Origin of the sequence: Sporolactobacillus sp. THM19-2 (genome assembly GCF_004153195.1) — a bacterium.
Classification (GTDB): Bacteria; Bacillota; Bacilli; order Bacillales; family Sporolactobacillaceae; genus Sporolactobacillus.
Window position 1 is genome coordinate 52,221 of record NZ_SEMC01000006.1, and the last position, 23,580, is coordinate 75,800.

At 48.2% G+C, this 23,580-nt stretch carries 22 protein-coding genes; 16 read left to right on the forward strand and 6 right to left on the reverse strand.

The genetic code is table 11. The annotated features are described in order from the left end of the window. The first annotated feature begins 7 nt into the window (after nucleotides 1-7). From EWH91_RS07015 to EWH91_RS07065, 10 genes are all read left to right on the forward strand, one after another. The gene (locus EWH91_RS07015; protein ID WP_129929331.1) at nucleotides 8-946 is read left to right on the forward strand and encodes an ABC transporter permease; all 939 of its coding nucleotides are present in this window, start codon (nucleotides 8-10) and stop codon (nucleotides 944-946) included. Continuing rightward, the gene (locus EWH91_RS07020) at nucleotides 943-1,899 is read left to right on the forward strand and encodes an ABC transporter permease (protein ID WP_129929332.1); all 957 of its coding nucleotides are present in this window, start codon (nucleotides 943-945) and stop codon (nucleotides 1,897-1,899) included. Before EWH91_RS07015 ends, EWH91_RS07020 begins: the two co-directional genes overlap by 4 nt. A gap of 6 nt (nucleotides 1,900-1,905) precedes the next feature. Next, nucleotides 1,906-2,922 carry an ABC transporter ATP-binding protein gene (locus tag EWH91_RS07025; RefSeq protein WP_129929333.1) on the forward strand — a complete coding sequence of 339 codons (1,017 nt, stop codon included), beginning with the start codon at nucleotides 1,906-1,908 and terminating at the stop codon, nucleotides 2,920-2,922. A 45-nt stretch (nucleotides 2,923-2,967) separates the two neighbouring features. Continuing rightward, entirely contained in the window at nucleotides 2,968-4,560 is a 1,593-nt protein-coding gene (locus EWH91_RS07030) for a peptide ABC transporter substrate-binding protein (protein ID WP_206184304.1), read from the forward strand. 128 nt (nucleotides 4,561-4,688) lie between these two features. Continuing rightward, nucleotides 4,689-5,681 (forward strand): ABC transporter ATP-binding protein, encoded by a 993-nt coding sequence (locus EWH91_RS07035; RefSeq protein WP_129929334.1) that lies wholly within the window; start codon nucleotides 4,689-4,691, stop codon nucleotides 5,679-5,681. A gap of 93 nt (nucleotides 5,682-5,774) precedes the next feature. Next, nucleotides 5,775-6,065: a hypothetical protein gene (locus tag EWH91_RS07040; RefSeq protein WP_129929335.1), complete on the forward strand. Its 291-nt coding sequence runs from the start codon at nucleotides 5,775-5,777 to the stop codon at nucleotides 6,063-6,065. Between the two features lie 344 nt (nucleotides 6,066-6,409). Further along, nucleotides 6,410-6,565: an HAD hydrolase family protein gene (locus EWH91_RS14990; RefSeq protein ID WP_165364265.1), complete on the forward strand. Its 156-nt coding sequence runs from the start codon at nucleotides 6,410-6,412 to the stop codon at nucleotides 6,563-6,565. Nucleotides 6,566-6,822: 257 nt separating this feature from the next. Continuing rightward, complete coding sequence (locus EWH91_RS14995; protein ID WP_129929414.1) at nucleotides 6,823-6,891, forward strand: helix-turn-helix domain-containing protein; 69 nt, start codon at nucleotides 6,823-6,825, stop codon at nucleotides 6,889-6,891. An 18-nt stretch (nucleotides 6,892-6,909) separates the two neighbouring features. Next, complete coding sequence (locus EWH91_RS07060) at nucleotides 6,910-7,506, forward strand: GNAT family N-acetyltransferase (protein WP_129929338.1); 597 nt, start codon at nucleotides 6,910-6,912, stop codon at nucleotides 7,504-7,506. Between the two features lie 1,232 nt (nucleotides 7,507-8,738). After that, nucleotides 8,739-10,199: an MFS transporter gene (locus tag EWH91_RS07065; protein ID WP_129929339.1), complete on the forward strand. Its 1,461-nt coding sequence runs from the start codon at nucleotides 8,739-8,741 to the stop codon at nucleotides 10,197-10,199. A gap of 630 nt (nucleotides 10,200-10,829) precedes the next feature. Here the strand turns inward: EWH91_RS07065 and EWH91_RS07070 are convergent. Beyond that, nucleotides 10,830-12,014: a CapA family protein gene (locus tag EWH91_RS07070; protein ID WP_129929340.1), complete on the reverse strand. Its 1,185-nt coding sequence runs from the start codon at nucleotides 12,012-12,014 to the stop codon at nucleotides 10,830-10,832. A gap of 208 nt (nucleotides 12,015-12,222) precedes the next feature. Here EWH91_RS07070 and EWH91_RS07075 point away from each other — a divergent pair, with 208 nt between their 5' ends. Together EWH91_RS07075 and htpX are read left to right on the forward strand one after the other, a co-directional pair. Next, nucleotides 12,223-12,768 (forward strand): LemA family protein, encoded by a 546-nt coding sequence (locus tag EWH91_RS07075; RefSeq protein WP_129929341.1) that lies wholly within the window; start codon nucleotides 12,223-12,225, stop codon nucleotides 12,766-12,768. An 18-nt stretch (nucleotides 12,769-12,786) separates the two neighbouring features. After that, the gene (gene htpX, locus EWH91_RS07080; protein WP_129929342.1) at nucleotides 12,787-13,674 is read left to right on the forward strand and encodes a zinc metalloprotease HtpX; all 888 of its coding nucleotides are present in this window, start codon (nucleotides 12,787-12,789) and stop codon (nucleotides 13,672-13,674) included. Nucleotides 13,675-13,691: 17 nt separating this feature from the next. On the opposite strand, the gene EWH91_RS07085 is transcribed toward htpX, so the two are convergent. The 5 genes from EWH91_RS07085 to hemH all read right to left on the reverse strand — a co-directional run bounded on the left by EWH91_RS07085 (nucleotide 13,692) and on the right by hemH (nucleotide 20,697). Then, entirely contained in the window at nucleotides 13,692-15,122 is a 1,431-nt protein-coding gene (locus EWH91_RS07085) for an ABC transporter ATP-binding protein (RefSeq protein WP_129929343.1), read from the reverse strand. Continuing rightward, nucleotides 15,119-15,808, reverse strand: a complete 690-nt coding sequence (locus tag EWH91_RS07090; RefSeq protein ID WP_129929344.1) for an energy-coupling factor transporter transmembrane component T family protein — start codon at nucleotides 15,806-15,808, stop codon at nucleotides 15,119-15,121. The genes EWH91_RS07085 and EWH91_RS07090 overlap by 4 nt, the downstream gene beginning before the upstream one ends. After that, nucleotides 15,805-16,428: an MptD family putative ECF transporter S component gene (locus EWH91_RS07095; RefSeq protein WP_165364266.1), complete on the reverse strand. Its 624-nt coding sequence runs from the start codon at nucleotides 16,426-16,428 to the stop codon at nucleotides 15,805-15,807. The genes EWH91_RS07090 and EWH91_RS07095 overlap by 4 nt, the downstream gene beginning before the upstream one ends. A gap of 270 nt (nucleotides 16,429-16,698) precedes the next feature. After that, nucleotides 16,699-19,629 (reverse strand): insulinase family protein, encoded by a 2,931-nt coding sequence (locus EWH91_RS07100; protein WP_129929346.1) that lies wholly within the window; start codon nucleotides 19,627-19,629, stop codon nucleotides 16,699-16,701. Nucleotides 19,630-19,716: 87 nt separating this feature from the next. Beyond that, a complete protein-coding gene (gene hemH, locus EWH91_RS07105) occupies nucleotides 19,717-20,697 on the reverse strand; it encodes a ferrochelatase (RefSeq protein ID WP_129929347.1) in 981 nt (326 codons plus the stop codon). A 253-nt stretch (nucleotides 20,698-20,950) separates the two neighbouring features. Here hemH and EWH91_RS07110 point away from each other — a divergent pair, with 253 nt between their 5' ends. From EWH91_RS07110 to EWH91_RS07125, 4 genes are all read left to right on the forward strand, one after another. Further along, nucleotides 20,951-21,373, forward strand: a complete 423-nt coding sequence (locus EWH91_RS07110; RefSeq protein ID WP_129929348.1) for a DUF1801 domain-containing protein — start codon at nucleotides 20,951-20,953, stop codon at nucleotides 21,371-21,373. A 96-nt stretch (nucleotides 21,374-21,469) separates the two neighbouring features. After that, complete coding sequence (locus EWH91_RS07115; protein WP_129929349.1) at nucleotides 21,470-21,808, forward strand: winged helix-turn-helix transcriptional regulator; 339 nt, start codon at nucleotides 21,470-21,472, stop codon at nucleotides 21,806-21,808. 71 nt (nucleotides 21,809-21,879) lie between these two features. Next, entirely contained in the window at nucleotides 21,880-22,518 is a 639-nt protein-coding gene (locus EWH91_RS07120) for a nitroreductase family protein (protein ID WP_129929350.1), read from the forward strand. A gap of 174 nt (nucleotides 22,519-22,692) precedes the next feature. Then, on the forward strand, nucleotides 22,693-23,508 hold the full coding sequence (locus tag EWH91_RS07125; RefSeq protein WP_129929351.1) for a basic amino acid ABC transporter substrate-binding protein: 816 nt from the start codon (nucleotides 22,693-22,695) through the stop codon (nucleotides 23,506-23,508). Nucleotides 23,509-23,580: the final 72 nt, after the last annotated feature.

Below are 23,580 nucleotides of genomic sequence, written 5' to 3' on the forward strand. Positions count from 1 at the left end.
GGTTCTTATGCTGCGCTTTGTCTTGAAAAGATTTTTTGCCATGCTCTTAACTTTATGGGTCATTGCGACATTGACCTTTCTGCTCATGCATGCGATCCCGGGCTCACCCTTTAATAACATAAACGGAAAGGTATTGAGTGATGCTGCAGTAAAAAATCTTGAAGCGCATTATCATATTGATCAGCCGCTCCCGGTTCAGTATCTCATCTATCTTAAGTCCATTGCAACATTTACATATGGTCCGTCGATCAAACAGCCTGCGCAAACCGTGAATGATTTGCTTGGACGAGGGTTTCCGGTTTCATTTGAGCTGGGCATGTGGTCGCTTGCCGTCGCCGTGATATCAGGGGTTATTCTCGGTATTTTTGCCGCATTAAAGCATAATGGCCTGATTGATTATCTGGCCATGACCCTGGCTGTTCTGGGCATTTCGATTCCAAATTTTGTTCTGGCCACACTGCTGATCCAGGAATTTGCCGTGAATCTTCATTTGCTTCCGGCCGGCACATGGCAGGGGTTCTCGTACATGATTATGCCGATTATCGCGCTTGCGACCGGTCCGATGGCAATCATTGCGCGGCTGATCCGGTCCAGCATGCTTGAAGTGCTGACTCAGGATTATATTCGGACCGCCCGTGCTAAAGGGCTGCCGCCGTTTATTATCGTAACGAAGCATGCGTTGAAAAATGCGCTGCTACCCGCGGTAACGGTGCTTGGCACCCTGGCGGCAAGCATTTTGACCGGCACATTTGTCATTGAGAAAATTTTTGCTATCCCCGGTATGGGCAAATACTTTGTTGACAGCATTAATTCCAGAGACTACCCCGTCATTATGGGAACAACGATGTTCTACAGCGCCCTTTTGATCTTTATGCTCTTTCTCGTCGATCTCGCCTACGGCTGGCTTGATCCGCGAATCAAGCAGAGCAAGGAGGGGAGCCAATGATTCGTGCAAATGATCTGCAGGAAAAGATCACGGCGCAAAATGTTCCGGAAGCATGGTTTCGCCGTCTTGATCGCAAAAAAACGGTACAGCAGTCGCTTGTGCGGCCAGGTACTTCCTATTGGCGTGATGCCTGGATTCAGCTTACAAAAAATAAATTAGCGATGCTGGGCCTGGGTTTCCTGATTTTTCTCATGATTGCTGCCCTTTTTGGACCAGTTGTCTCCCCATACTCTGTGACGGCACAGCATCTGACTTTGCAGAATCTGTCCCCCTCGGCCGATCACTGGTTCGGTACCGATGAACTTGGACGCGATGTATTTACCCGGACCTGGTACGGGGCGCGAATTTCACTGTTCGTCGGCATTGTTGCCGCTCTGGTCGATCTCCTGATCGGTGTGGCCTATGGCGGAATCTCCGGCTATATCGGCGGGAAAACAGATCTTGTTATGATGCGAATCATTGAGATCCTTTACGGGCTGCCTTATCTTCTGGTCGTCATATTACTGATGGTTGTCATGGGCCCAAGCTTATTAACGATTATCGTCGCACTGACGGTTACAGGCTGGACGGGCATGGCACGCATTGTCAGAGGCCAGGTGCTTCAATTAAAAAATTATGAATTTGTCACGGCATCCAGATCATTTGGAAGCAGGCCCTGGCGCATTGTTCAAAAAAATCTGATTCCCAATACCATGGGTCCGATTATTGTTCAAATGACGTTAACCGTACCATCGGCCATTTTTTCCGAAGCCTTTTTAAGTTTTCTCGGATTAGGCGTCCAGGCGCCCTTTGCAAGCTGGGGCGTCATGGCAAATGACGGATTGTCGGCACTGCTTGCCGGTTATTGGTGGCGCCTGTTTTTCCCGGCCCTCTTTATTTCATTAACGATGTTTGCATTTAATATTCTTGGTGACGGCCTGCAGGACGCACTCGATCCGAAGTTAAGGAGATGACCCCCTTTGAAAAAATCATCGGATAAGCTGCTGGAAGTGAGGGACCTGCATGTTTCTTTTCAAATTCATGGCGGAAAAGTCCATGCGGTTCGCGGTGTTCATTTTGATATAGCCCGGGGAGAGACGCTGGCGATCGTTGGCGAATCAGGATGCGGTAAGAGCGTTACGTCACTTGCGATAATGGGTCTGATCCCAAAATCGCATGGGGAGATGATTACCGGATCGATTCGATTCAGAGGTACGGAGCTGACGACGTTATCAGCAAAGAAGATGCGCCGTATTCAGGGCGCGGATATTTCGATGATCTTTCAAGACCCGATGACCGCGCTGAATCCAACCTTAACGATTGGTTCTCAGCTGACTGAAGGGATCATCTACCAAAAGAAAATAGCACATCAGGCCGCCTGGCAAAAAGCCACTGAGATGCTTGAACGGGTCGGCATAGCAAATGCAGAGCAGCGCATGAAACAATACCCGCATCAATTCAGCGGCGGGATGAGGCAGCGCATTGTCATTGCCATGGCCCTGATCTGTAAGCCGAGTCTCATTATTGCCGATGAACCGACCACAGCACTTGATGTCACGATTCAAGCGCAAATCCTGGAGTTGTTCGATCAAATTCAGGAAGAGACAAACGTCTCCATGATCATGATCACGCATGATTTAGGGGTCGTTGCCAAAACCGCAGATCGCGTGGCGGTGATGTATGCAGGAAACATTGTCGAGATGGGCAACAAACGCGATATTTTCTATCACGCCCGGCATCCCTACACGCAGGCATTACTCAATACGATTGTCCGTCTCGACCTGCCTTCGGACACATTAAAGCCGATTGAAGGGGCGCCGCCGGATTTATTTGCGCCGCCGCAAGGGTGTTCATTTTGCGACAGATGTCCTTATGCCATGGAAGTTTGCCGTCATGTTCAACCGCCTGTGACTGCAGTAAATGATCATCATACTGCGGATTGCTGGCTTTTAGATAAAAGAGCCGGTGCCATTCGGCAAAAGGTTGAAACCGGTTAAAATGCGGGAGGGATTGATTTGAAAAAGGGGTTTAAGAACAGCCTGATGCTGGCGCTGGCTTTATTACTCGTGTTTGTGCTCGGCGCGTGTACAGCCAAACCCAATGCGTCAAATGAAAAATCAGATGGCAAGCAGGTTTTGAAATTGAACAATGGCGCAGAGCCGACATCGTTTAATCCACCAATCGGCTTCGATGCACAATCGTGGAATGCGCTGAACAACCTGATGGAAGGGCTGACACGTCTCGGTAAGAATCACGAACCGCATCCGGCATCTGCTGAAAAGTGGGATGTTTCTCCGGATGGCAAAACCTATACCTTCCATATTCGCAAAGACGCAAAGTGGGATAACGGTGATGACCTGACGGCCGGAGACTTTGAATACGCATGGAAACGACTCTTAAATCCGGAAACCGGCTCACCGGCCGCCTTTCTCGGCTACCTCATTGAAGGCGGCGAAGCCTATAATTTGAAAAAAGGCTCCGCTGATGATGTACAAGTAACAGCCGTTGATGACAAGACGTTAAAGGTTACGCTGACCGCACCGCAGTCTTATTTTCTGAATATGATTTCGAACCCGGCGTTCTTCCCGGTGAATCAAAACGTTGCTGAAAAAAATCCCAAATGGTACGCGGAAGCAAAGACATTTACAGGAAATGGCCCATTTAAGCTCGCTTCCTGGAAACATGATTCAAACATGGTCTTTAAAAAGAGCACGACATACTGGGACAAGAAAAGTGTCAAACTGGACGAAGTCGACTGGGCAATGGTTAACGATACCAACACTGAGTATCAGATGTACCAAACCGGAGAACTCGATTCGGCAAGCGTACCGCCGGATCTGGCCGATCAGTTGTTTAAAGAAGGAAAAGTCAAAGTAGAACCACAGGCCGGAACTTATTTCTTCAGCATGAATGTGAAGATGAAGCCCTTTGATAATGCCAAAATCAGAAAAGCGTTTGCGCTTGCCGTTGACAATAAGCAAATTGTCGATTATGTCGTGAAGCAAAAGAATGATCCGGCATACGGTTTTGTTTCTCCCGGATTTAAAGACCCGGGCGGAGAGGATTTCCGCAAGTCTAATGGCAATCTCTATAAATATGACCCTTCAGAAGCGAAAAAACTGCTGGCAGAAGGGATGAAAGAAGAAGGCTACAAGACGCTGCCGCCGGTCACGCTGACGTACAACACAACCGATATCAATAAGGCGGTTGCCGAAGCGGTTCAGGAAATGTATAAGAAAAATCTCGGCGTATCGGTGAAACTGGCCAACATGGAATGGAATGTTTATGGGGTGGATCAGAAGAAGGGTAAATTCCAGTTCTCCCGCGGCTCTTTCCTGGCGGATTACGGCGATCCGATCAACTTCCTGGAAAACTTCATCACCGGCATGCCGATGAACAGCATGCAGTGGAGCAACAAGGAATACGATCAGCTGATTAAACAGGCGAAGACTGAGAAAGACGATGCGAAGCGATATGCCCTGATGTATCAGGCTGAAAAACTGTTAATGAACGAGATGCCGCTCTTCCCGGTTTATTTCTACAACCAGGGTGAACTGCAGAATAGCAAGGTGAAAGGAATTGTTCGTCATCCAGTAGGCTACATGGAATTGAAATGGGCAACCAAATCAAACTGACGATGCGTTAACGCAAGGAAAGTCAATCAACCAAAAAGCCGTTTCCCGCTCATGGAAAACGGCTTTTCATAGATTAAACGTACAGGATAAGTGGTGTCATCAGGGACTGCGGGAAGGAATGATAGCTGATGGGAAGGACCCCCCTTCTAAAAACAGAGCATTTGAAAAAGTATTTTGACATGGGTCGAAACCAGACGCTGAAAGCTGTTGACGGTATCGATCTCTCAATAGATGCCGGTGAGACGCTCGGCATTGTCGGCGAATCCGGCTGTGGTAAGTCAACACTCGGCCGCACCATTATGGGGCTCTACGAAAAAACAGCGGGCCGCATTACGTTTCGTGGCCGCAATGTCGATCAAATGAATCCTTCAGAACGGTTTCGTCTGCACCGCAGTATGCAAATGATTTTTCAGGATCCCTATGCCTCTTTGAACCCGCGGTCAACGGTGCTGGAGCTGGTTGCTGAACCAATGGATATTCATAAAACGTATAAAAATCAGAAAGAACGCAGAGCGAAAGTCGAAGGACTGCTTGAAGAAGTTGGTTTAAATGGGAGCTTTCTGAATCGGTATCCGCATGAATTCAGCGGGGGACAGCGGCAGCGTATCGGTATTGCCCGTGCACTGGCACTTGATCCGGAATTGATCATTGCTGATGAACCGATTTCAGCCCTGGATGTGTCTGTTCAGGCACAGGTGGTCTACCTTTTGAAAAGACTTCAGAAGGAAAAAGGATTAACGATGATGTTCATTGCCCATGACCTCTCAATGGTGAAGTATATCAGTAACCGAATCGGTGTCATGTATCTCGGGCATCTTGTTGAATTGACGACAAGCCATGAACTGTACGAAAAACCGCTGCATCCATATACGAAAGCGCTGCTTTCTGCCATCCCGATCCCTGATCCTGATATTGAAGAAAAAAGAGAGCGAATCCTTTTAAAGGGAGAAATTCCAAGCCCGATTAATCCGCCGACCGGCTGTATTTTCCGAACCCGTTGTCCGTATGTCATGGATGTGTGTGCGGAAAAACGTCCGGAGTTTGTTGAGGTGGAAAACGGTCATTTTGCAGCCTGTCATCTTCATACAAGGAAAACGCCGAAAGTCACTATGCGCGGTTAATTATAGATCCGTTTCATGCCGTATTCTGCCAAAAACGAGTGCGCGGATTGGCTGATATACTGGGGTTACCGTACGGATGGGAAAAAATTTTTCATGGACACGATCGCAATCCTGCAAAAAACTCTGGACTATGTTGACGAACATATTACAGAGAACATCACCTCTGAAATTTTAGCAGCACATGCAGATTTTCAACCTGGCATTTCTGCAGAGTATTTCAATGGGGTGTCGGTGTTTGACTATGTGATCGACGTTGAACGAAAGGAGAGCGTAACGATACCGGACGGTTATTATACATGCGAAGTGCCACCTGCTTCCTATGCCGTATTCTCGACTCCGCCATGTCATGCTGAAAGCTTTGCATCCGCAATTCAGGGGACCTGAAACTACAATCGGGATATGAGTATGCACTGGATTGTGTAGATTTTGAACTTTACGATGATCGCTGCATGTCTGATACGGGAAAAGTATGCGATATCTATTTCCTGATTATTAAAAAATGATGAATCAGAACCAGTCAGGCCCTCCGCAGGAAGGAGTGCTTGTTTCTTTCTATTGATACCGTGTTGTTTCAGGTCCTATCATTTGGCCGAACAATCTTCAACACGATGTGGTGCTGTTCAAATAATTTATTTCTGCTGAATCGGTCCTGTCTCATTTTTAAGTCAGGTTTTCCCTTTTTTCAGATGTATCAATGCTATAATAAAATGAAAAAAGGCGGTATCGTCATGAATCCTGATCAACGGATTTGTGCGTTTGTTTTTGACCTGGACGGGACACTGCTTAACTCTCGAAAAGAGATATCGGAACGAACACAAAACGCATTGTTGCGCTGCGCACAAACAGGAAAGCATCTATTTATTATTAGCCGAGAACACTCGTGACTTCAGTCATGAGTGTTCTCGGCGTATCTTTTCAATACTGTAATCACTAAATTGTTAAATGATCTGTTTTGTTCTTTGGCTATTTGTTCCAACTCTTTCTTTAAGTCTTTCTCAATGGTCAATAGTGTTCTTGTTTTGTTACTCGCTATCGTACTCATATCATTGTCACCTCATGACTATAATAACATTTATTCATAATATTTACAAGATAATAACATCATGATATATTATAGTTAAAGAAAAGAGGTGAAACAACAATGGTATTAAAGGGTTTAAAGTTAAGAATATATCCTAACAAAGAACAAAAACTTAAAATTAAATTTTAAGCCACAAGGATGATAATGATGATTCGTTATGAAGGCAAACAAATCGTGATCCGTAACTGGACACCGGCAGATAGGGACGACTGGATCTACTGGATGTCACCGGGCCGGTACTGGCAGAAATTTGATGGACCGTATTATCCGCGAAAATCAAAAGAAGAAATCGTTCAGCAGGTCGAAACCTATTATCAGAAGCTGGAAAAGGGCACGCTGGAGGCGCCAGGGAAAGGGCTGGCTATTTCTGATAAGAAGACGGACAAGTTGATCGGCAATGTCGGCTGGTACTGGGAGAGCAGGGAAACCAATTGGCTGTGTGCCGGGATCGCTATTTACGACCCGAAACAATGGGGTTCCGGTCGCGGATATGAAGCCTTTGGTTTATGGACCGATTACCTATTTCAAGCGATGCCGGAGATCGTCCGTGTCGATCTGCGCACCTGGTCCGGAAATTTCGGTATGATGAAGTTGGCAGAGAAGCTCGGTTACACCAAAGAAGCCTGCTTTCGCAAGGCACGCATCGTTAACGGAAAATACTACGATTCAATCGGATACGGCGTGCTGCGTGAAGAGTGGGAAGCCTGGCATCCCGAAGGCTTTCAGAAAGATCTGGTTAACTGATTGGCCACCGCATTTCAGGTGCTGGAATACAGCAAAGGACAGCATCAGGGGGAAAGCGTACACAGTCGCAACGGTACCCTATCCACGCCAGCTCACGCCTCGCGTCGGTCGGCTGCAGCTGCACTCTCCCCGCTCGCGTAACAGCCGTCTCGCCCATTCAGCTGTTCCAGCACCGCCAAATAACCAGACGATAATCGTTTTCCTTAATAAGCGGAAATTTTCGGCTTAAATGCAGAACAGAACGGGTTTCAGAGTATCATAAGCGGAAGTTTTCCGATTATGCCATGAAACTCCCCCCCATTTTCATATTTTTTGAGTCAATAGGCGGAATATCTCTGTTTATTGAAGCTTCCTTTTATCCTCATTTACTAATTAAGCGGAATATCTCCGGCTAATTTACAAAGCCTTTTAGATCCTGGAAGAAAGATGAAATATTGCCAGTTAAACGCTTGATTTATTCAAGTGATAGAAAAAGTTGATTACTCACGCAGTCAACTCATGATTCAATCTGAGGACGGATACTACGCAGGTAGATCCGATCTTCTTATTCCATCTTTATAGCTTTTTGCTCATGTAATTAAAGATGATCATTCCTAAAAAATATTCAAATAGTACAAACGCACCTGTAAAAATAAAGAATGCTCTATCGATGTCATAAACATTAAGTGTCCGCAAAACCCCGAATACCAAAATACAAACCACCAGGGCTACCTGCCCATTACTTGGTGCTTTCATCACTTAACGACCAGCTTTTCGCTTGCATGGGCAAATTATCCGCTGACGTGGCCACCGTCATCTTTTTCCTTTTTCAGAAAGGCTGAGCAATCGGCCAATTGGTACAAAATATATTATATATAAAGTATATAAACTTTCTATTAAATTTAATTTATTGTATGATGGGAATGCGGAACTTCACCGGCCGGCATGGAATGCATGTCTGAAAACAGGGAACAATCAGAACGTAAACATCCGGATAGATTCTGGTTTATCGACCGGACTTTGATCAAATAAAAAGGCTGGTCATAATTGATCTTTCATAAAAGACGGGCACTGTCTTAGTGCGAAGAAGAGGAGGAAGTCTGTCGCTGAATAAGGCAGCGGGAGCGACGATACAGGAGCGGAAATCACATGAAACGGCTGCAGCTCTCATCGGTTGCCCAGGGGATTTCGTTACCGCTTTCAGCGACGGAATAATTTGTTTGACAGATAAGAAAGTACAACAGTCATCTGAAATGAAGTTTAACAAAAACAGATCTGAGAGAAAATCCCGGGAGAAAAAAGTGACGATTGTGAATGCGGGCACGGCCAGAAAAGCGGTCGTTGCCACTTCGGTCGGAAATGCGATGGAATGGTTTGATTTTGGCATTTATTCCTATTTGGCCGTAACGATTGGTCAGGTCTTTTTCCCTCAGGTGAGCGGTCCGGCTCAGCTCGTTTTTTCGTTCGCGACCTTTGGCATCGCTTTTCTTGTTCGTCCGATCGGCGGACTGTTTTTCGGAATGCTCGGCGACCGATTGGGGAGAAAGAGGATTCTGGCGATTACGTTAATCATGATGGCAATGGCGACGCTCAGCATCGGCTTGATCCCGGGTTATGCATCAATTGGGATCGCCGCGCCGATTCTGCTGCTCATTGCCCGTCTCGTTCAGGGATTTTCTACAGGCGGTGAATATTCCGGTGCGATGACATTCATCGCCGAATCCACGCCTGACAGAAAAAGAGGCGTTTTTTCCAGCGGGCTGGAAGCAGGCACTCTGGTCGGGTATATCTTCGGTTCCGGCATTGTCACACTGCTCTCCTTTCTGCTTGGTGAGGAGGCGATGCTGGCCTGGGGCTGGCGCATCCCTTTCCTGATCGCGACACCGATCGGGATTATCGGGCTTTATCTTCGCGAGCACATGGAGGAGACGCCGGCGTTTAAAGCAGTGAAACGGGCACGTGAGGCAAAGGAACGCCGGCCGGCTTCGCTCCGATATATTCTGACGTATCACTGGCGGGCCCTGCTTATCGGACTATTTCTTGTTTTCTTCTACAACGTCGTCAATTATACAGTGTTAACGTATATGCCCGCCCATTTGAGCGCGATGCTTGGCTATAATCAGACATCGGGTCTGCTCTTGCTGCTTATTGTCATGATTGTCATGATTCCAATTGTTTTGTTCATGGGGCATATCAGTGATCGGATAGGCGCAAGGCGGGTCGTTCAGGGCGGATTGATCGGCCTCATCGTCCTGACACTGCCTGCCTTCTGGCTGATCGGAAGCGGTCAGTCGGCTGCTGTTTTCTTGGGCTTACTGATCCTCGCCGTTTTTCTGGCGTCTTTTCAGGGGACGATGCCGTCGCTTTTACCTTCCCTGTATTTTACGTCGGTGAGGTACGGTGCGTTGTCGATCACCTATAACGTGTCCACATCGCTGTTTGGCGGTACCACCCCGCTGGTTGTGGCTCAGCTCATTCAAGTCACTGGTAATAAGCTGTTCCCTGCTTATTACATGATTCTCTCCTGTCTGATCGGGATCGTGTTTGTCACCTTTTTTGTGAAAGAAACGGCCGGTAAGCCGCTTCGAGGATCGGCGCCTGCGGTTGAAACGAAACAGGAAGCACAGAACGTTCAATCCGCCGACAGACCTTTATGGTGGCATTCAGAGAGAAAAGCGATTGAGCACAGAATGGTCGATCGGGCAGAGTCGTGATGAGCAGCCGGCTGATGCACGCATCATCGGCTGCATGGAGAAGCGTCTGGCGCGGCTTTTCAAAATTCAGGCAGGGTAAAACAAGTCAATCATAGTCAAGTAAAGAGTCGGGATGCTGATGAAATAAAAATCATCGGCATTTTTTTCTTACATACGGATTCATAGTAGAAAAATCCCTGAGAAAATGGTCCGGACAAACGGGTGTGCTTACCTGACTGCCCGGGTATTGAAGGCAACGTCCTTCTCCATTGCTATCCGGACTGCCCGCGCGGGTCGATCGAAAGGTTTTTGGTAATCTGATGCGTAAAGGAATAGAAAATCCTTTGATCAGAGGGGTCCGGATGTTCTCGGAGAGCAATGTTTGAAAAGGGTATTTTTTTAGTGAATCTGTCTTCGATGAACGGAACTTTATAACTTCAGATATGAAAAATGTCTGCCTGAACACAGTTTGGGTCCGCAAATCAGCATTTTACCCTGCCCGGCAAATGTGATAAGGGAAGTCATTAAGCAATGTAACAGTAAGGATAAGCAGCATCCGTTTACTTATCGATAGGTCTGCGTGAAACACAGTTTACCAATTCTGTTCGTGGGTGGCTTCCTATTGTGTTTTCGACCCGTCATATCTTCGGATTATCGGGCCCTCCGAACCGGGCTGAGGACATGGCTCATGATTTCCTGATATTTGTTTTCGGCGCCGGGAAGTCCGTATGCTCCGGCCTCCTTCAGCGGGACGACTTTAAAGTCATGATTACGGGCAACGTAAGTGGGCAGAAATGACGGTTCTGACAGGGCAATGGATGAACGTCCATTCCGTGTTCTTTTCGTGACCTGAACGGTTGCTACCCCGCCGATCTGTCTTTTTTCACCGATCTGTCCGGAAAGAAAATTGCCGAGCGAATAGATAACCAGTGCGCGGTGCCCGTCCTCAGACGTTAGCCACTCCATTGGCTGAAGGACGTGAGGATGCGCTCCGAAGAGAATATCCGCCCCTTCATTGACGGCAAATTGTGCGATCGATTTCTGCTCTCCATTGGGAAGGAGCTGGTATTCCGTGCCCCAGTGGATGCTGACGACAACCAGATCCGCTTCTTCCTTTGCCCGGCGGATATCCCGGCTCATCTTATCCCGGTCGATCAGGTTGACCAGATATCCTTTGTTCTCAGGGATCGGAACCCCGTTTGTTCCATAGGTATAGGACAACCAGGCAATACGGATGCCCCGGATAGTTGTGATTTCGGTTTTTGCCGCGTCCTCTGCATTCAGATAGGTTCCGGCATGTTTCATGCCGATTCGGTCCATATACGTTAATGCGGCAGTCTGTCCGGCTTCATGCCGGTCAAGGGAATGGTTATTTGCGGTCGAAACGATATCCACGCCGGCATCCTTGACAGCCTCACCGATTTCCTGAGGACTGTTGAACATCGGATAGCCGGACAGGCCCAGCTTTTTTCCGCCCCAGAGCGATTCCTGGTTGGCAGTCAGAATGTCGGGCTGCTGTAAATAAGGTTTTACGGCTTCAAGCATCGGCCTGAAATTGTATCCGCTCACAGTTTGAGCGGACTGATAGACCGGGCTGTGGATCAGAATGTCGCCGATGGCCCCGATGGTAAGAGTTCGGGCTGAGGGAGCTGTTCTTTCAGAGCGGATCGGATCCTCGACAGAAGCCGGCTGTTTTTCAGCTTTCGAGGGCGTCAGCTGCTCGGCGTCGGCTTTTTCCGGATCAGCCAGCTGTGTCAGCTGATCCACCTGTATCGAAGAAAATACGGCGATCAGAAAAAGAGGCAATAGAAGGAAAGTCAGTATTGTTTTTTTCATCATCCAAAACTCCGTTTCTATGATTCCGGTACATGCAGTTATATTCATAGTAAACGAGTTTGCGAGACGCGTCACCCTTTTTCGACCGATCTGTTCTGATCATTTGTCATTTTCCGGAAAAAGATTTGTCGGATTGCACTGAATCCGGAAGTGGCATGCTATACTGTAGAATATGAAATGATGAACTGAAGAAGGGGTGTACTTTTCCATGGCACTGATCATTGTTATTGCAGTCATTGTCCTTATCCTGCTGTTTGGCATCATCTCCTACAACAGTCTGATTAAATACCGGAACTGGGTGCAGGAGTCATTCAGTCAGATTGACGTACAGCTGAAGCGGCGCCATGACCTGATCCCGAATCTGGTCGAGACGGTGAAAGGGTATGCCAGACATGAAAAGGAGACACTGACACAGGTCATTGCGGCCCGTAATAAACTGGTCAGCGGGACCCCTCAGGAACGGATCGATGCGGATAATCAGCTTGAAGGGGCTTTGCGGTCGATTTTCGCCCTCGCCGAATCCTATCCGGATCTGAAGGCGAACCAGAATTTTCTCAGCCTTCAGGAAGAGCTGTCGACGACTGAAAATAAAGTAGCTTATTCACGCCAGCTGTACAACAAGACGGTAAAAGACTACAACATTAAGCGAGAGTCGTTTCCGACAAATCTGATTGCGGGTCTGTTCGGTTTCAGACGTGAGGAACTCCTGACCATTCCGGAGACTGAACGCGAGGTACCGAAAGTCAGCTTCTAATGGGGGACGGGGACGAAGATGCTTTATCAGCAGATTGAACAAAACAAACGGAAGACGGTCCTGCTGCTTGCTGTCTTCTGTCTGCTTGTCCTTGGAATCGGATGGGCGGTCGGTTATTTTACCGGTGGAGATTCCCTTTCAGGAGTTATCATTGCTGCGGTCATTTTGATCTTCTATGTGCCGATGACCTTTGCCAGTGCAAAGGCGCAGGTTCTGCGGATGGCGGGCGCGCGGGAGATACAGAAAAGCGACAATCCGATGGTCTTTAACGTGGTCGAGGAACTTTCGGTTGCCGCAGGTGTGCCCATGCCGAAAGTGTATCTTGTCGACGACCCGTCACCGAATGCTTTTGCGACGGGCATGAGTCCGAAAAAAAGCGTCATTGCTTTTACACGGGGACTGCTTGAACGTCTGAATCGTGAAGAGATAGCAGGCGTTGCGGCGCATGAGTTTTCCCATATTCGCAATTATGATATCAGACTGATGACTCTGTGTATTGCACTGGTCGGTGTTGTTGTCATGATCGCCGAGATGGGGCAGCGAATGTTCTTCTGGGGCGGTCGTGGTAACAAACGGAATCAGAAGGCGAATCCGCTGCTTTTAATCATTGCCCTCGTCTTGATTATTGCCGCACCGCTGGCGGCGCAGTTTGTCCAGCTTGCGGTTTCGCGAAACCGGGAGTATCTGGCCGATGCCTCGGCAGTAGAACTGACACGTGATCCGGAGGGACTGATCAACGCCCTGATGAAGATCAGCAATGACCCTGAAGGACTGAAACACGCGCAGCAGGCCACTGCCTCTATGTATATCGCCAGCCCCTTCGGCAGAAAGAAGAAGAAAACTTCCGGCTGGTTTGCCACGCATCCGCCGATTGAAAGCCGGATTGAGCGGCTCCGCGCGATGTAACTGGAACAGGATTGATGCTACAGGTTCGGAGGCGACAGTTCGTCGTCCCGGACCTTTTTTCCGTTTTCCAGCCGGATCACGCGGGTACAGGCGATACTGATGAATTCCAGATCATGTGTAATCACGATAATGGTTTTCCCGGAGGAGGCCATCATTCTGAGCCTCCCGGCGATCAGTCGCATGTTTTGTCCGTCAAGCCCGCTGGTCGGTTCATCGAGAAGCAGAATCTCAGGATTGACAGCTTCTGCAACGGCAAGGGTCAGCCGCTGTTTCTGGCCACCTGAAAGGGTTGATGGATGCTTCTTGCTGAATGGCAGCAGATGATAAGCGCTGAGGAGCTCTTCTGCCTGTCGGCTATTCGCTGCGTTCAGATTCAGTTCATCAAGGACACTCTCGGAAAACAGCTGGCTGTCCGGATGCTGCATGACAAAGAAAGCTTTACGCTTTCGGGCTCTTCGCCGTTCGCGATGCCCATCAAACAAAACAGTTCCCGCTTTTTCTTTGATCAGCCCGCATATGGCTTTGGCCAGTGTGGTCTTTCCGGCACCGTTCGGCCCGGTCACTGCGATGATGTCGCCGCGGCCGGCCGTCAGGTTTATGTGGCTGAGGACAGGCGTTTTTTTGAATGAAAAATTGAGATCGCGGATATCAAGGGCCGGGTGACCGCTCTTTTTCTCTTTATGGGGAGTCAGTCTGTATTTTATATCCGGGAGGCGAAGAGAGCGCAGGCCGAGCCGGCGGATGTCCGACTGAGAGAAACCGCTTATTTCCGAAACCGACATCTGGCGGATCAGTTGTCCGTCCTCCATATAAAGAAATCTGTCTGCAAGACTCCGTAAATAATACAGACGGTGTTCTGCGATAAACAGTGTTTTTCCTTCCCGTTTCAGTTCCAGCATCAATTCTGCAAGGCGATCAATGGACCCGGTATCGAGATTTGCCGAGGGTTCATCGAATACATAAATATCCGGGTCAATCGCCCGGATGGAGGCGATAGCGACCCTTTGCTGCAAACCGCTGGAGAGTTGAAACAGGCTCTGATCCAGTAAATCATCTATCCCGGTTTTTTCAGCAGCTGCGGCGATGCGCTTGATCATTTCATTCCTTGGGAGGCCATAATTTTCACAGCCAAATGCCAGTTCATCCCGCACTTTTTCAGCGAAAAACTGACTGCTTGGATCCTGCAGAATCGATCCAGCCCGACGGCCAATCGCCCAGAAGGGGATGCGTGCCTGAAGTTCTCCATTAAGGCGCAATGTCCCGTAAAGGCGGCCTCCGTAAAAATGTGTCGCCAGGCCATTAATTAGCCGTGTCATGGTGGTTTTCCCGCATCCGCTTCTTCCGGTGACCACGATGCATTCCCCTTTTCGGACGTTGAGAGAGAGATTTGACAGGGAAGCCGTGTCACTATTCGGATAAGTAAACTGCACGTGGTCAAAATAAATCAATTCATCACCAGCTTATCGAGTGTCAGGCAAAGCAGTGTCACTACAAGCCCAAGGAGAGACAGAATGACATCTGTCCGTCTCAGGCGGATCACGCGGAGGCATGTGTGTGGCCCCGGGTTCTCAATTCCCCTCAGCTCAGCAGACGCGGCGAGCCTGTCGGATACGTCTGAACTTCTGATCATCATGGGAATCAGAACATATTCAAATGTACGCAGAGGGTGCGACAGGGACAGAATGTGGCGAAGACGCATCGCAGCAAAAACGGCCCGAAATTCACTGTGGATCGTCGGAACGAATCGAAGCATGAAGGTGACCGGCAGACTGAGAACATGGGGGAAGTGCATGTTATAGAAAGCCGCGGACACCTCTCCCGGCGGCATCCGCACCATGGCATAAGCTGCCATGACCACCACCAGAATCCGCAGTGTGGCAAAGGTCATCACATCGGGAAGAAACAGCGTGAGTCCGCCTTCACCGGTTGCAAAACGGATCAAAGCAAAAATCACACCGGCACAAAACCCGATGATCCCGGCTCTGGCAAACCCCTGAACAACCAGATAGATCAGAAGAAAAAACAGGGCAAGAATAATCGGAAGGTCATGTGTCATGGATGCAGACAAAATGAAGGCGAGACCGAAAAGAATCAGTTTCGCCCGAAAATCAACATGTATGCTGCGGTCGTTCATTGGAGCAATCCGCTTTTCTGAAAATGTTTCTTCAGCATTTTAGCGCCGATCCAGCAGCCGGCAATGGCCCCGACTGCAGCAATCAGCAGAATCAGCAGAACCCACGGGGCTGAGAAGTAAAAACGGGTGACCTGGTCGTAATGTTCCCGGCTGACCCCGGATGCCAGATACTGCTTTGAAAAGAACCAGAGATCAATCATGCCATTTGAAGCACGGAAAAGGGTGCAGATGATCCAGCTGATGGAAATCCGGAATAAATTCGTATAGGCGCCCCTGCCGGCCATGACGAATTCGCCGAGAAAGCCGGCAATCAAAAGCCAGGGTGCAAGATAAGGCGTCCCGCTGATCAGATAGATGAGGGCGAGAATAAAGCAGTAAAGGAAGACAGTTCCCCGCTTGTGCACCTTAAGCACCATAAACATATAAATGGGTGCGGTGATAAAAGCGATCAGCGGACTGCTGACAAACAGTGAAAAGTACAGCACCGGCGAGGCCGCGATCGCAATGACAATCGCGATGACCGTGATCAGGATGCTGAAAATCCCGATCGTTGCCAGATTGCGGACGCTGAGCCGGTTTGGATGTTCCGGATGGACCTGCTGTATATGCGATGATGCCAATTCAATTCACTCCTCTAAACTAGATAACGTTTCCCATCTATGTTAAGGCTCATCCTGTAAAGCGTCAACGACTTTATAGGGATGAATAAAACCTTGAGAAACCAGGTTACCGGCGCCAGCCGATCTATGCTGCGCTGACGCCATAATATATCAGTGAAAAAAAAGAGCCGCAGAAAGAGCGGCATCCCAAAATTTTACTATTTTACCTAATCAAAGGCATGTCTTCATTCCGGTCATTGAATGATTGATGAGCTGGGACAGAAGAGCATGTCAGGATTCAAATGCGTCGAGGCAGGTATTGAACAGTTCTTTGTTTTCTTTAATCTTCGATGCCCCGCCGAACACACAGATATGGTTCTCCTTTGTGACGGCTTTCAGGAGTCCGGCGCATTGCCGGATGTCTTCCGGTCTGGTTGAAAGGACTTCTTCACGGATCCGCTGCACATCTTCATCACTGACGTGAGCGAAATAACGCTCATCGGACAGTTCTCCTTTTGTGCCCGGAGTGAGCGGCGAATCAAGACCGGAGATGGTGCCGATAATGTATTTCGTCATAGCGAAGGTGTCGGCACTGAAATGAGCGGCATACTCGGACGCTTTGTCATAAACATTCAGTGTTTCACGCAAATTGGGGTCGCGGTACGACCAGAAGACCAGGTTGCCGGATGATTCGATCGATACACCGCATCCGTATGCTCCGCCCATCACGCGAATCTGGTTCCACAGATAATCGAGGGTGAGAATCCTTTTTAATACAAGCAATTGTCCGGAGTAGTCAAATCCGAGTTTCCTGAAATTCGCCCCTTTGGCGGCATATTGTACTTTACTTGAGGACATCAGACCTTCGTTACGTGCGTCAGGAAGGGTAACAGACGGAGCAGCGTTCTGCCTGCTCCGGCCGCCTGTGAGCCCGAGACGGCCGACATGGCCCTTGACACGCTCCAGGATTGTGCGGCCGCAGGTGAGACCGATGACCAGCCCGTCTTTACTGATCAGCCGGCTCATCAGCGCGTGCAGCTTATCGGCAATTTCCTCAAAACGGCGGTCATAATCTTTATCCAGATCACGGATAAAGTGATAAAAAGTCAGACCTCTGAGCCGCTCCTTATAGGCTGCTGATTTGGAAAAATAGGAGGAGGCGCGGCGGAGCGCGACGGACTGCCCGTTCTGATTAAATGCGATTTCCATGCGAGATTTTATTTCTTTAATCATTGAACGGAGCCGGTCCTTGTTATCAAACCTGCTGTTATAAAGAATCTCATGGATCAGATCAAAGGCTTCCGGCACTTTATCCTGAAGCATTTTCGCCCTGCCGGTGAATTTCGCCTGATAGACATCCTCCTGATCCTTATCAGAAATGACGTTCGTTTCAAAATGAATATCCCCGGTCTGAATATTGACCTCGTTAACCAGTTCTTCATAGCTGTATTTTTCGGTGTCGATCTTGCCCGGCAGTTCTTTAAGCAGGGACAGCCAGGGAATTTCCTCTTCTGTAATGGCTGATGCGTCAAAATAGAGGCTGAGATAAGCAATCTTGTTGGTCGGCAGTTCATGATACAGTGTTTTTATGCCGTCCAGGTCCAATTCGGAAAGTGGCAGGATTTCTGACTTTTTATCGATATCGTCCAGCGACAGAAGCGGAATCTTCTTTAAATCCTCCGGGCGATCTTTACTGGTCTGGCGCTCCTGGAGCTTCTTTGTGCTTTCAACGATTCGCCGGATGTCGCCGGCATCGAGACTTTGTTTGAATTGTGTCAGCTTTTCCTTCAGCGAAGCCTCTTCTTCTTCGGCGAGCGTCCGGGATGGACGAATGATGACCAGCGACTGATGGTTGCTATTGAGCAGATATTTTTCTATCAGAGATTCAAAATAGGTACCGGTAAGTGCCTGTTTCATTTTCTCCAGTGTTTTTTCAAATTTCAGGTGAGTCAGCGGATCGCCGTCATACAGCCAGCTGTCCATGGAGATGATGCTGTAGATCAGTCCCTTCGGCATGGACCCGTAATCCGCCTCGCGCAGCTGAAATTCTTTGACGTTGATCGCGGCTTCGATCAGCTTTTTATCAATACCGTCTTGCACAAGGCGGGTCAGCGTCTCTCTGACCACTTTTTTAAAGGCTTCTTTCTGGCTCTCATTCGCATTTTTAACGTTTACTGAGAAGTAAGGCTGAAGAATACTGTTGTCATACAATCCGAACACGTCATGCCCGATACCGGCATCCAGAATGGCCTTTTTCAGAGGCGCAGCCGGGCTGTCCAGAAGCAGGTAGTCGAGAATATCAAAAGCCAGATAGGTTTCCGGATCTGTGGCTTTTGCAATCGAATAATTCAGACTCAGGTAAGTCTTATCCTTATCCTCTTCACCGGGCATAATCGGGTAAGTACGAGCCATTTCTGTATGTCCGACAGGCGACTGAACAGCAATTTCCGAATCGACATCGATCCGGTCATAGGCACTCAGATACGCCTGATCGAGATAAGCCAGTTTTTCATCGATGTCCATTTTGCCGTAAAGGTAGATATAACTGTTTGCCGGGCTGTAATATTTCTTATGCGAATCGATGAAATGCTGATAGGTCAGATCGGGAATAGACTCCGGATCCCCGCCCGATTCATATTGATAGGTCGTATCGGGATAAAGGGAATTCTGATTGGCACGCATCAGAAGGCTTTCCGGTGATGAGAAAGCCCCTTTCATTTCATTGTAGACGACCCCTTTTAGATTCAGCTCGTCCTCAGCGTTATTGAGCTCGTAGTGCCAGCCTTCCTGCTGCAGAATTTCTTTATATTTGTATATATTCGGATGGAACACCGCATCGAGGTAGACATCCATCAGGTTCTGGAAATCTTTGTCGTTTGTACTGGCGAGCGGATACATCGTCTTATCACTGAAGGTAAAGGCGTTCAGAAAAGTGTTCACTGATCCCTTCAGCAGTTCGACAAACGGTTCTTTGACCGGATATTTATCTGAGCCGCACAGTACAGAATGTTCCAGAATATGAAAAACACCGGTACTGTCTTCAGGCGGCGTGCGAAAACTGATGGTAAAGACCTTATTTTCATCCTCATTCTGAAGGTACAGAAGTCTTGCGCCGCTCTTCACATGTTCAAACAGAAAAGCGGTTGAGTTAATTTCTGCCACCTTTTCTGTATGTAAAAACCTGAATCCGTGATACATCTCATTTAACTGATAGGGCTTCATCTAAATATCCTCCTTCGTGTGCCATGGTCTGACTCTTATTATACAGTATTGATTAGAAAATCATTCCAGAGAGCTGTTCGAAAATAATCAGCGGGCTTTCGGCTGATGAACAGGAAGGTGGTTACGGATCATGTTTTCAAGACAGTCGATGAACAAACTGCTGTCATTCGGAGCCGGAATATAATGAAACGTTTCCCCGCCGGACGCGCGGAAGAGTCCGGCATAATCCATTTTCAGTTCATGAAGGGTTTCCAGACAGTCTGAGGTAAATCCCGGGGCAATCACACAGACCCGGGTTTTCCCTGCGCGGGGAAGGCTTTTCAGTATATCTGCTGTGGCCGGGGTCAGCCAGGGCTCATTTCCGAACCGGGACTGATAGCCGGAGATGACGTCGAGACCCGGAAACCGTCTGATCAGTGCTTCCGTTGTTTTCATACATCGCGACGGATAGTCGTCACCTGAGCGGGCATAGCGGACAGGGATCCCATGATAGGAAACGACCAGTGTATCCGGGGTGCCGTGCTCTGAGAAACACTGCCGGATGCGGGCTTCCAATGCGTCGATCAGAAGCGGATGATCGGGATAATCTCTGATGAAAATCAATTCCGGTACGTCCCGCCATGGACTCATGGCGCGCCGGACGCTGTCCCAGACAGAAGCTGTTGTTGTCGATGAGTATTGTGGAAAAAGGGGCAGAATGATCAGTTTCCTGACGCCCCAGGCATGCAGCTTCGAAAGCTCACCGGCAATTGAAGGATTTCCGTAAGTCATGGCCAGAGAGATTCTGACGCCGTCACGGCGAAAACGGGTTTCAAGGGCTGCCTGCTGTTTCCTGCTGTAATAAAGCAGCGGGGAACCGTGCTCTGACCAGATCGCCTGATAGAGCCGGGCAGACTTTTTCGGCCGCACACGCAGAATCACTCCGTGAAGGATCGGCAGCCACTTCCAGCGCGGCAGATCGATCACGCGCGGGTCGCTGAGAAACTCGGCCAGATATTTGCGGACAGATGGTGCATCCGGCGCGTCCGGCGTTCCCAGATTGACAAGCAATACAGCAGTTTTTTCCATGGTTGTTTATTCCTTTCCTGAATGTGTCACCTTCATTCTAACAAACGCGGGATGAGCCGGAGGTGAAAAAAACCGTTAATAAAAGATTTGAAGGGGATGCTATACTTAAATCCATCCGGCTTCTCGCAGGCAAGAAATGAAATCGCGAGAGAGCACTGCCCATATGATGCCCTTTTTCAATGGCCTGTACTGGAAAAGGAATGGTTAACTGTAGTTTAATAGAAGAGACGGAGTAAAAACAGGAGGGCTGTCCGTGTACGAGCAAAAGACGAAAGAAAATGATCGCAGTGTGACCGAGTTTATTGAACAGGTTGAAAATCCCGGACGACGTGAAGATGCCTGGAAACTGCTGAACATCTATACACAGACGACCGGCTACCCTGCAAAAATGTGGGGACCAAGTATTATCGGCTTCGGCTCTTACCATTATAAATATGCCTCCGGTCATGAGGGAGACGCGCCACTTGCCGGATTTTCACCGCGAAAGGCGAAGATCAGCCTGTATTTTGCAACGGGTGATGCTGAGCGTGCCCCGCTCCTTGAGAAACTTGGGAAGCATAAAGCGGGCAAAGCCTGTGTCTACGTCAACAGGCTTTCGGACATAAATACGGATATACTGAAAAAACTGATTACCCAGTCCATGGCATTCCTGAAAAAAACATATCCGCCAGAATAAAAGGGTCACCGCGGCGACGTGCCGGAAAAAACAATAAAGGCTTCCGGTGGGTATATTCTGAGGCTTATAGTACAATATAAGCAGGAGTGGTCGGAGATGAAAAAGGATTTTCTGGTTTGTCCGAAATTTGAACAGGCTTTCCAGATTATTGGAAAAAAATGGAACGGACTGATTATTGAAGTACTGTTGAGCGGCAGGCACCATTTCAGTGACATCTCAGGTGCGATTCCCGAGCTGAGTGACCGAATGTTGGCCGCGAGACTCAGGGAACTGGAGGAAATGGACATCGTCGTGCGCCACGTCGACACAGGATATCCTGTTCAGGTCACTTATACTTTGACGGACAAGGGCAGGGAAATCCAGCCGATCCTGAATGAGGTCCACCACTGGGCGGATAAATGGTTTTCCGGTGAATCAAACCGCAGAACGAATTGATTTACTTTTTTCTTATCATCAACTATACTTGCGTAAGTAAATGAAAAATAATTAGTATAGGAGCGTGTTCTATGACCAGCGATGTTTCAGCATTTATTAAATCAAACGAGTTTCTTGACGCCATCAGAAAGCGTCGTTCGATTTATACTCTTGACAAGGATGTTAAAGCAAGCAAAGAGGAGATCACCGCAACCATTCAGGAAGCGATCAAGCTTGCCCCGTCGGCCTTTAACTCTCAGTCCGCACGCGCAATCATTTTATTTGGTAAAGAGAGTGAAAAATTATGGGGAGAGGGCGGCATTGTTGAAAAAGCGATCCGCAAAGTCCTCCCGGAAGGCCAGTCGTTTGACTCGACAGCTAAGAAGCTGGCTTCATTTAATGCCGGTGTCGGTACTATATTGTTCTTTGAAGACAGATCAGTTGTTGAAGGACTTCAGAAACAGTTCCCGCTTTATGCGGATAACTTTCCGGTCTGGTCGGAACACAGCACGGGCATAGCCCAGTTTGCCGTATGGTCTGCACTGGCTGATATTAACGTCGGTGCTTCGCTGCAGCACTACAATCCGCTGATTGACGAAGACGTGCGGGATACCTTCGATGTACCGGCGTCCTGGAAACTGCGGGCACAGATGCCGTTTGGTAATATTGCTGAAGCTGCAGGGCCAAAAGAATTCCAGCCGATCAGTGAACGGGTCAGGGTTCTAGGCTGATAAATCCGGATGAAAGAAACCAGAACGGGGCAGGAGTCAGTGCCCCGTTTTTTTTCTGGCGTTATAAAGTGGTAAATTGTGTGAAAATTCTACAACTATCTTGCAATGAAAGAAAAGATTAGAGTATAATTATTGTAATTTAATGTAGAAAGATAAACAGGGGGACAACCTATAATGAACAGGAAATTATCGATTTTTTCATTGCTTATGGCCTTTGTACTGATTCTCTCGGCCTGTGCTTCAGGTGGCAGCAGTTCCGGTGACTCCGGGGAAAAACCGGCGAAAAAAACACTGAGAATTGTTAATGATGCACAGTATGCTCCATTCGAATACATGGATAAGGGCAAGATGGTTGGTTTTGATGTTGATATTATGAAGGCACTGGCAAAAGAAGCCGGATATAAGTACAAGCTGGTCAATGTCGGCTGGGATCCGTTGTTCGTTGAGCTGAAAAATAAAACAGCCGATATGAGCATTTCGGCCATTACGATCAATGCTGATCGGAAGCAGTCCTACGATTTTTCAAACGCCTATTTTCTCTCAACAAACAAAATCCTGATTCCGAAAGACAGCGACATTAAGTCCGGAGCCGATCTGAAGGGTAAAACGATTGCTGTTCAGACAGCAACGACCGGTCAGGAAGCCGTTGAAAAAATTGTCGGCAAAAATAATCCGAAAGTGAAGAAGTATAAAAACATTAACCTGGCGATTATGGAACTGAATAACGGTGGTGCCGACGCAGTCGTTGCGGATAACACGGTGATTGAACAGTATGCAAAGAACAACGCAGACAAAAATCTGAAGGTTGTTGAAGATGCAGATGCATTTGAACCGGAATTCTATGGCATGATGTATCCGAAGGACAGTAAACTGAAGCCTGAATTTGACAAGGCGCTCAACGCCTTGTTTGATAACGGAACATATGCCAAAATATATAAGAAATGGTTCAAAGTTGAGCCGGACATTGACCAGTTGAAAGCTCAGCAGTAAGGGGCTGACAGGTTCAGACTGTTAAAAATTGCGTAACGCGACTACGTGTTACGCAATTTTTAAGTTAAAGGA

Bases quoted from the DNA above. Each gene is read 5' to 3' on its own strand.
- EWH91_RS07015 (WP_129929331.1), top strand. From the start codon at position 8: ATGCTGCGCTTTGTCTTGAAAAGATTTTTTGCCATGCTCTTAACTTTA.
- EWH91_RS07020 (WP_129929332.1), top strand. From the start codon at position 943: ATGATTCGTGCAAATGATCTGCAGGAAAAGATCACGGCGCAAAATGTT.
- EWH91_RS07030 (WP_206184304.1), top strand. From the start codon at position 2,968: ATGCTGGCGCTGGCTTTATTACTCGTGTTTGTGCTCGGCGCGTGTACA.
- EWH91_RS07035 (WP_129929334.1), top strand. From the start codon at position 4,689: ATGGGAAGGACCCCCCTTCTAAAAACAGAGCATTTGAAAAAGTATTTT.
- EWH91_RS07040 (WP_129929335.1), top strand. From the start codon at position 5,775: ATGGACACGATCGCAATCCTGCAAAAAACTCTGGACTATGTTGACGAA.
- EWH91_RS14990 (WP_165364265.1), top strand. From the start codon at position 6,410: ATGAATCCTGATCAACGGATTTGTGCGTTTGTTTTTGACCTGGACGGG.
- EWH91_RS07060 (WP_129929338.1), top strand. From the start codon at position 6,910: ATGATTCGTTATGAAGGCAAACAAATCGTGATCCGTAACTGGACACCG.
- EWH91_RS07065 (WP_129929339.1), top strand. From the start codon at position 8,739: ATGAAGTTTAACAAAAACAGATCTGAGAGAAAATCCCGGGAGAAAAAA.
- EWH91_RS07070 (WP_129929340.1), bottom strand. From the start codon at position 12,014: ATGAAAAAAACAATACTGACTTTCCTTCTATTGCCTCTTTTTCTGATC.
- EWH91_RS07075 (WP_129929341.1), top strand. From the start codon at position 12,223: ATGGCACTGATCATTGTTATTGCAGTCATTGTCCTTATCCTGCTGTTT.
- htpX (WP_129929342.1), top strand. From the start codon at position 12,787: ATGCTTTATCAGCAGATTGAACAAAACAAACGGAAGACGGTCCTGCTG.
- EWH91_RS07090 (WP_129929344.1), bottom strand. From the start codon at position 15,808: ATGAACGACCGCAGCATACATGTTGATTTTCGGGCGAAACTGATTCTT.
- EWH91_RS07100 (WP_129929346.1), bottom strand. From the start codon at position 19,629: ATGAAGCCCTATCAGTTAAATGAGATGTATCACGGATTCAGGTTTTTA.
- hemH (WP_129929347.1), bottom strand. From the start codon at position 20,697: ATGGAAAAAACTGCTGTATTGCTTGTCAATCTGGGAACGCCGGACGCG.
- EWH91_RS07115 (WP_129929349.1), top strand. From the start codon at position 21,470: ATGAAAAAGGATTTTCTGGTTTGTCCGAAATTTGAACAGGCTTTCCAG.
- EWH91_RS07120 (WP_129929350.1), top strand. From the start codon at position 21,880: ATGACCAGCGATGTTTCAGCATTTATTAAATCAAACGAGTTTCTTGAC.
- EWH91_RS07125 (WP_129929351.1), top strand. From the start codon at position 22,693: ATGAACAGGAAATTATCGATTTTTTCATTGCTTATGGCCTTTGTACTG.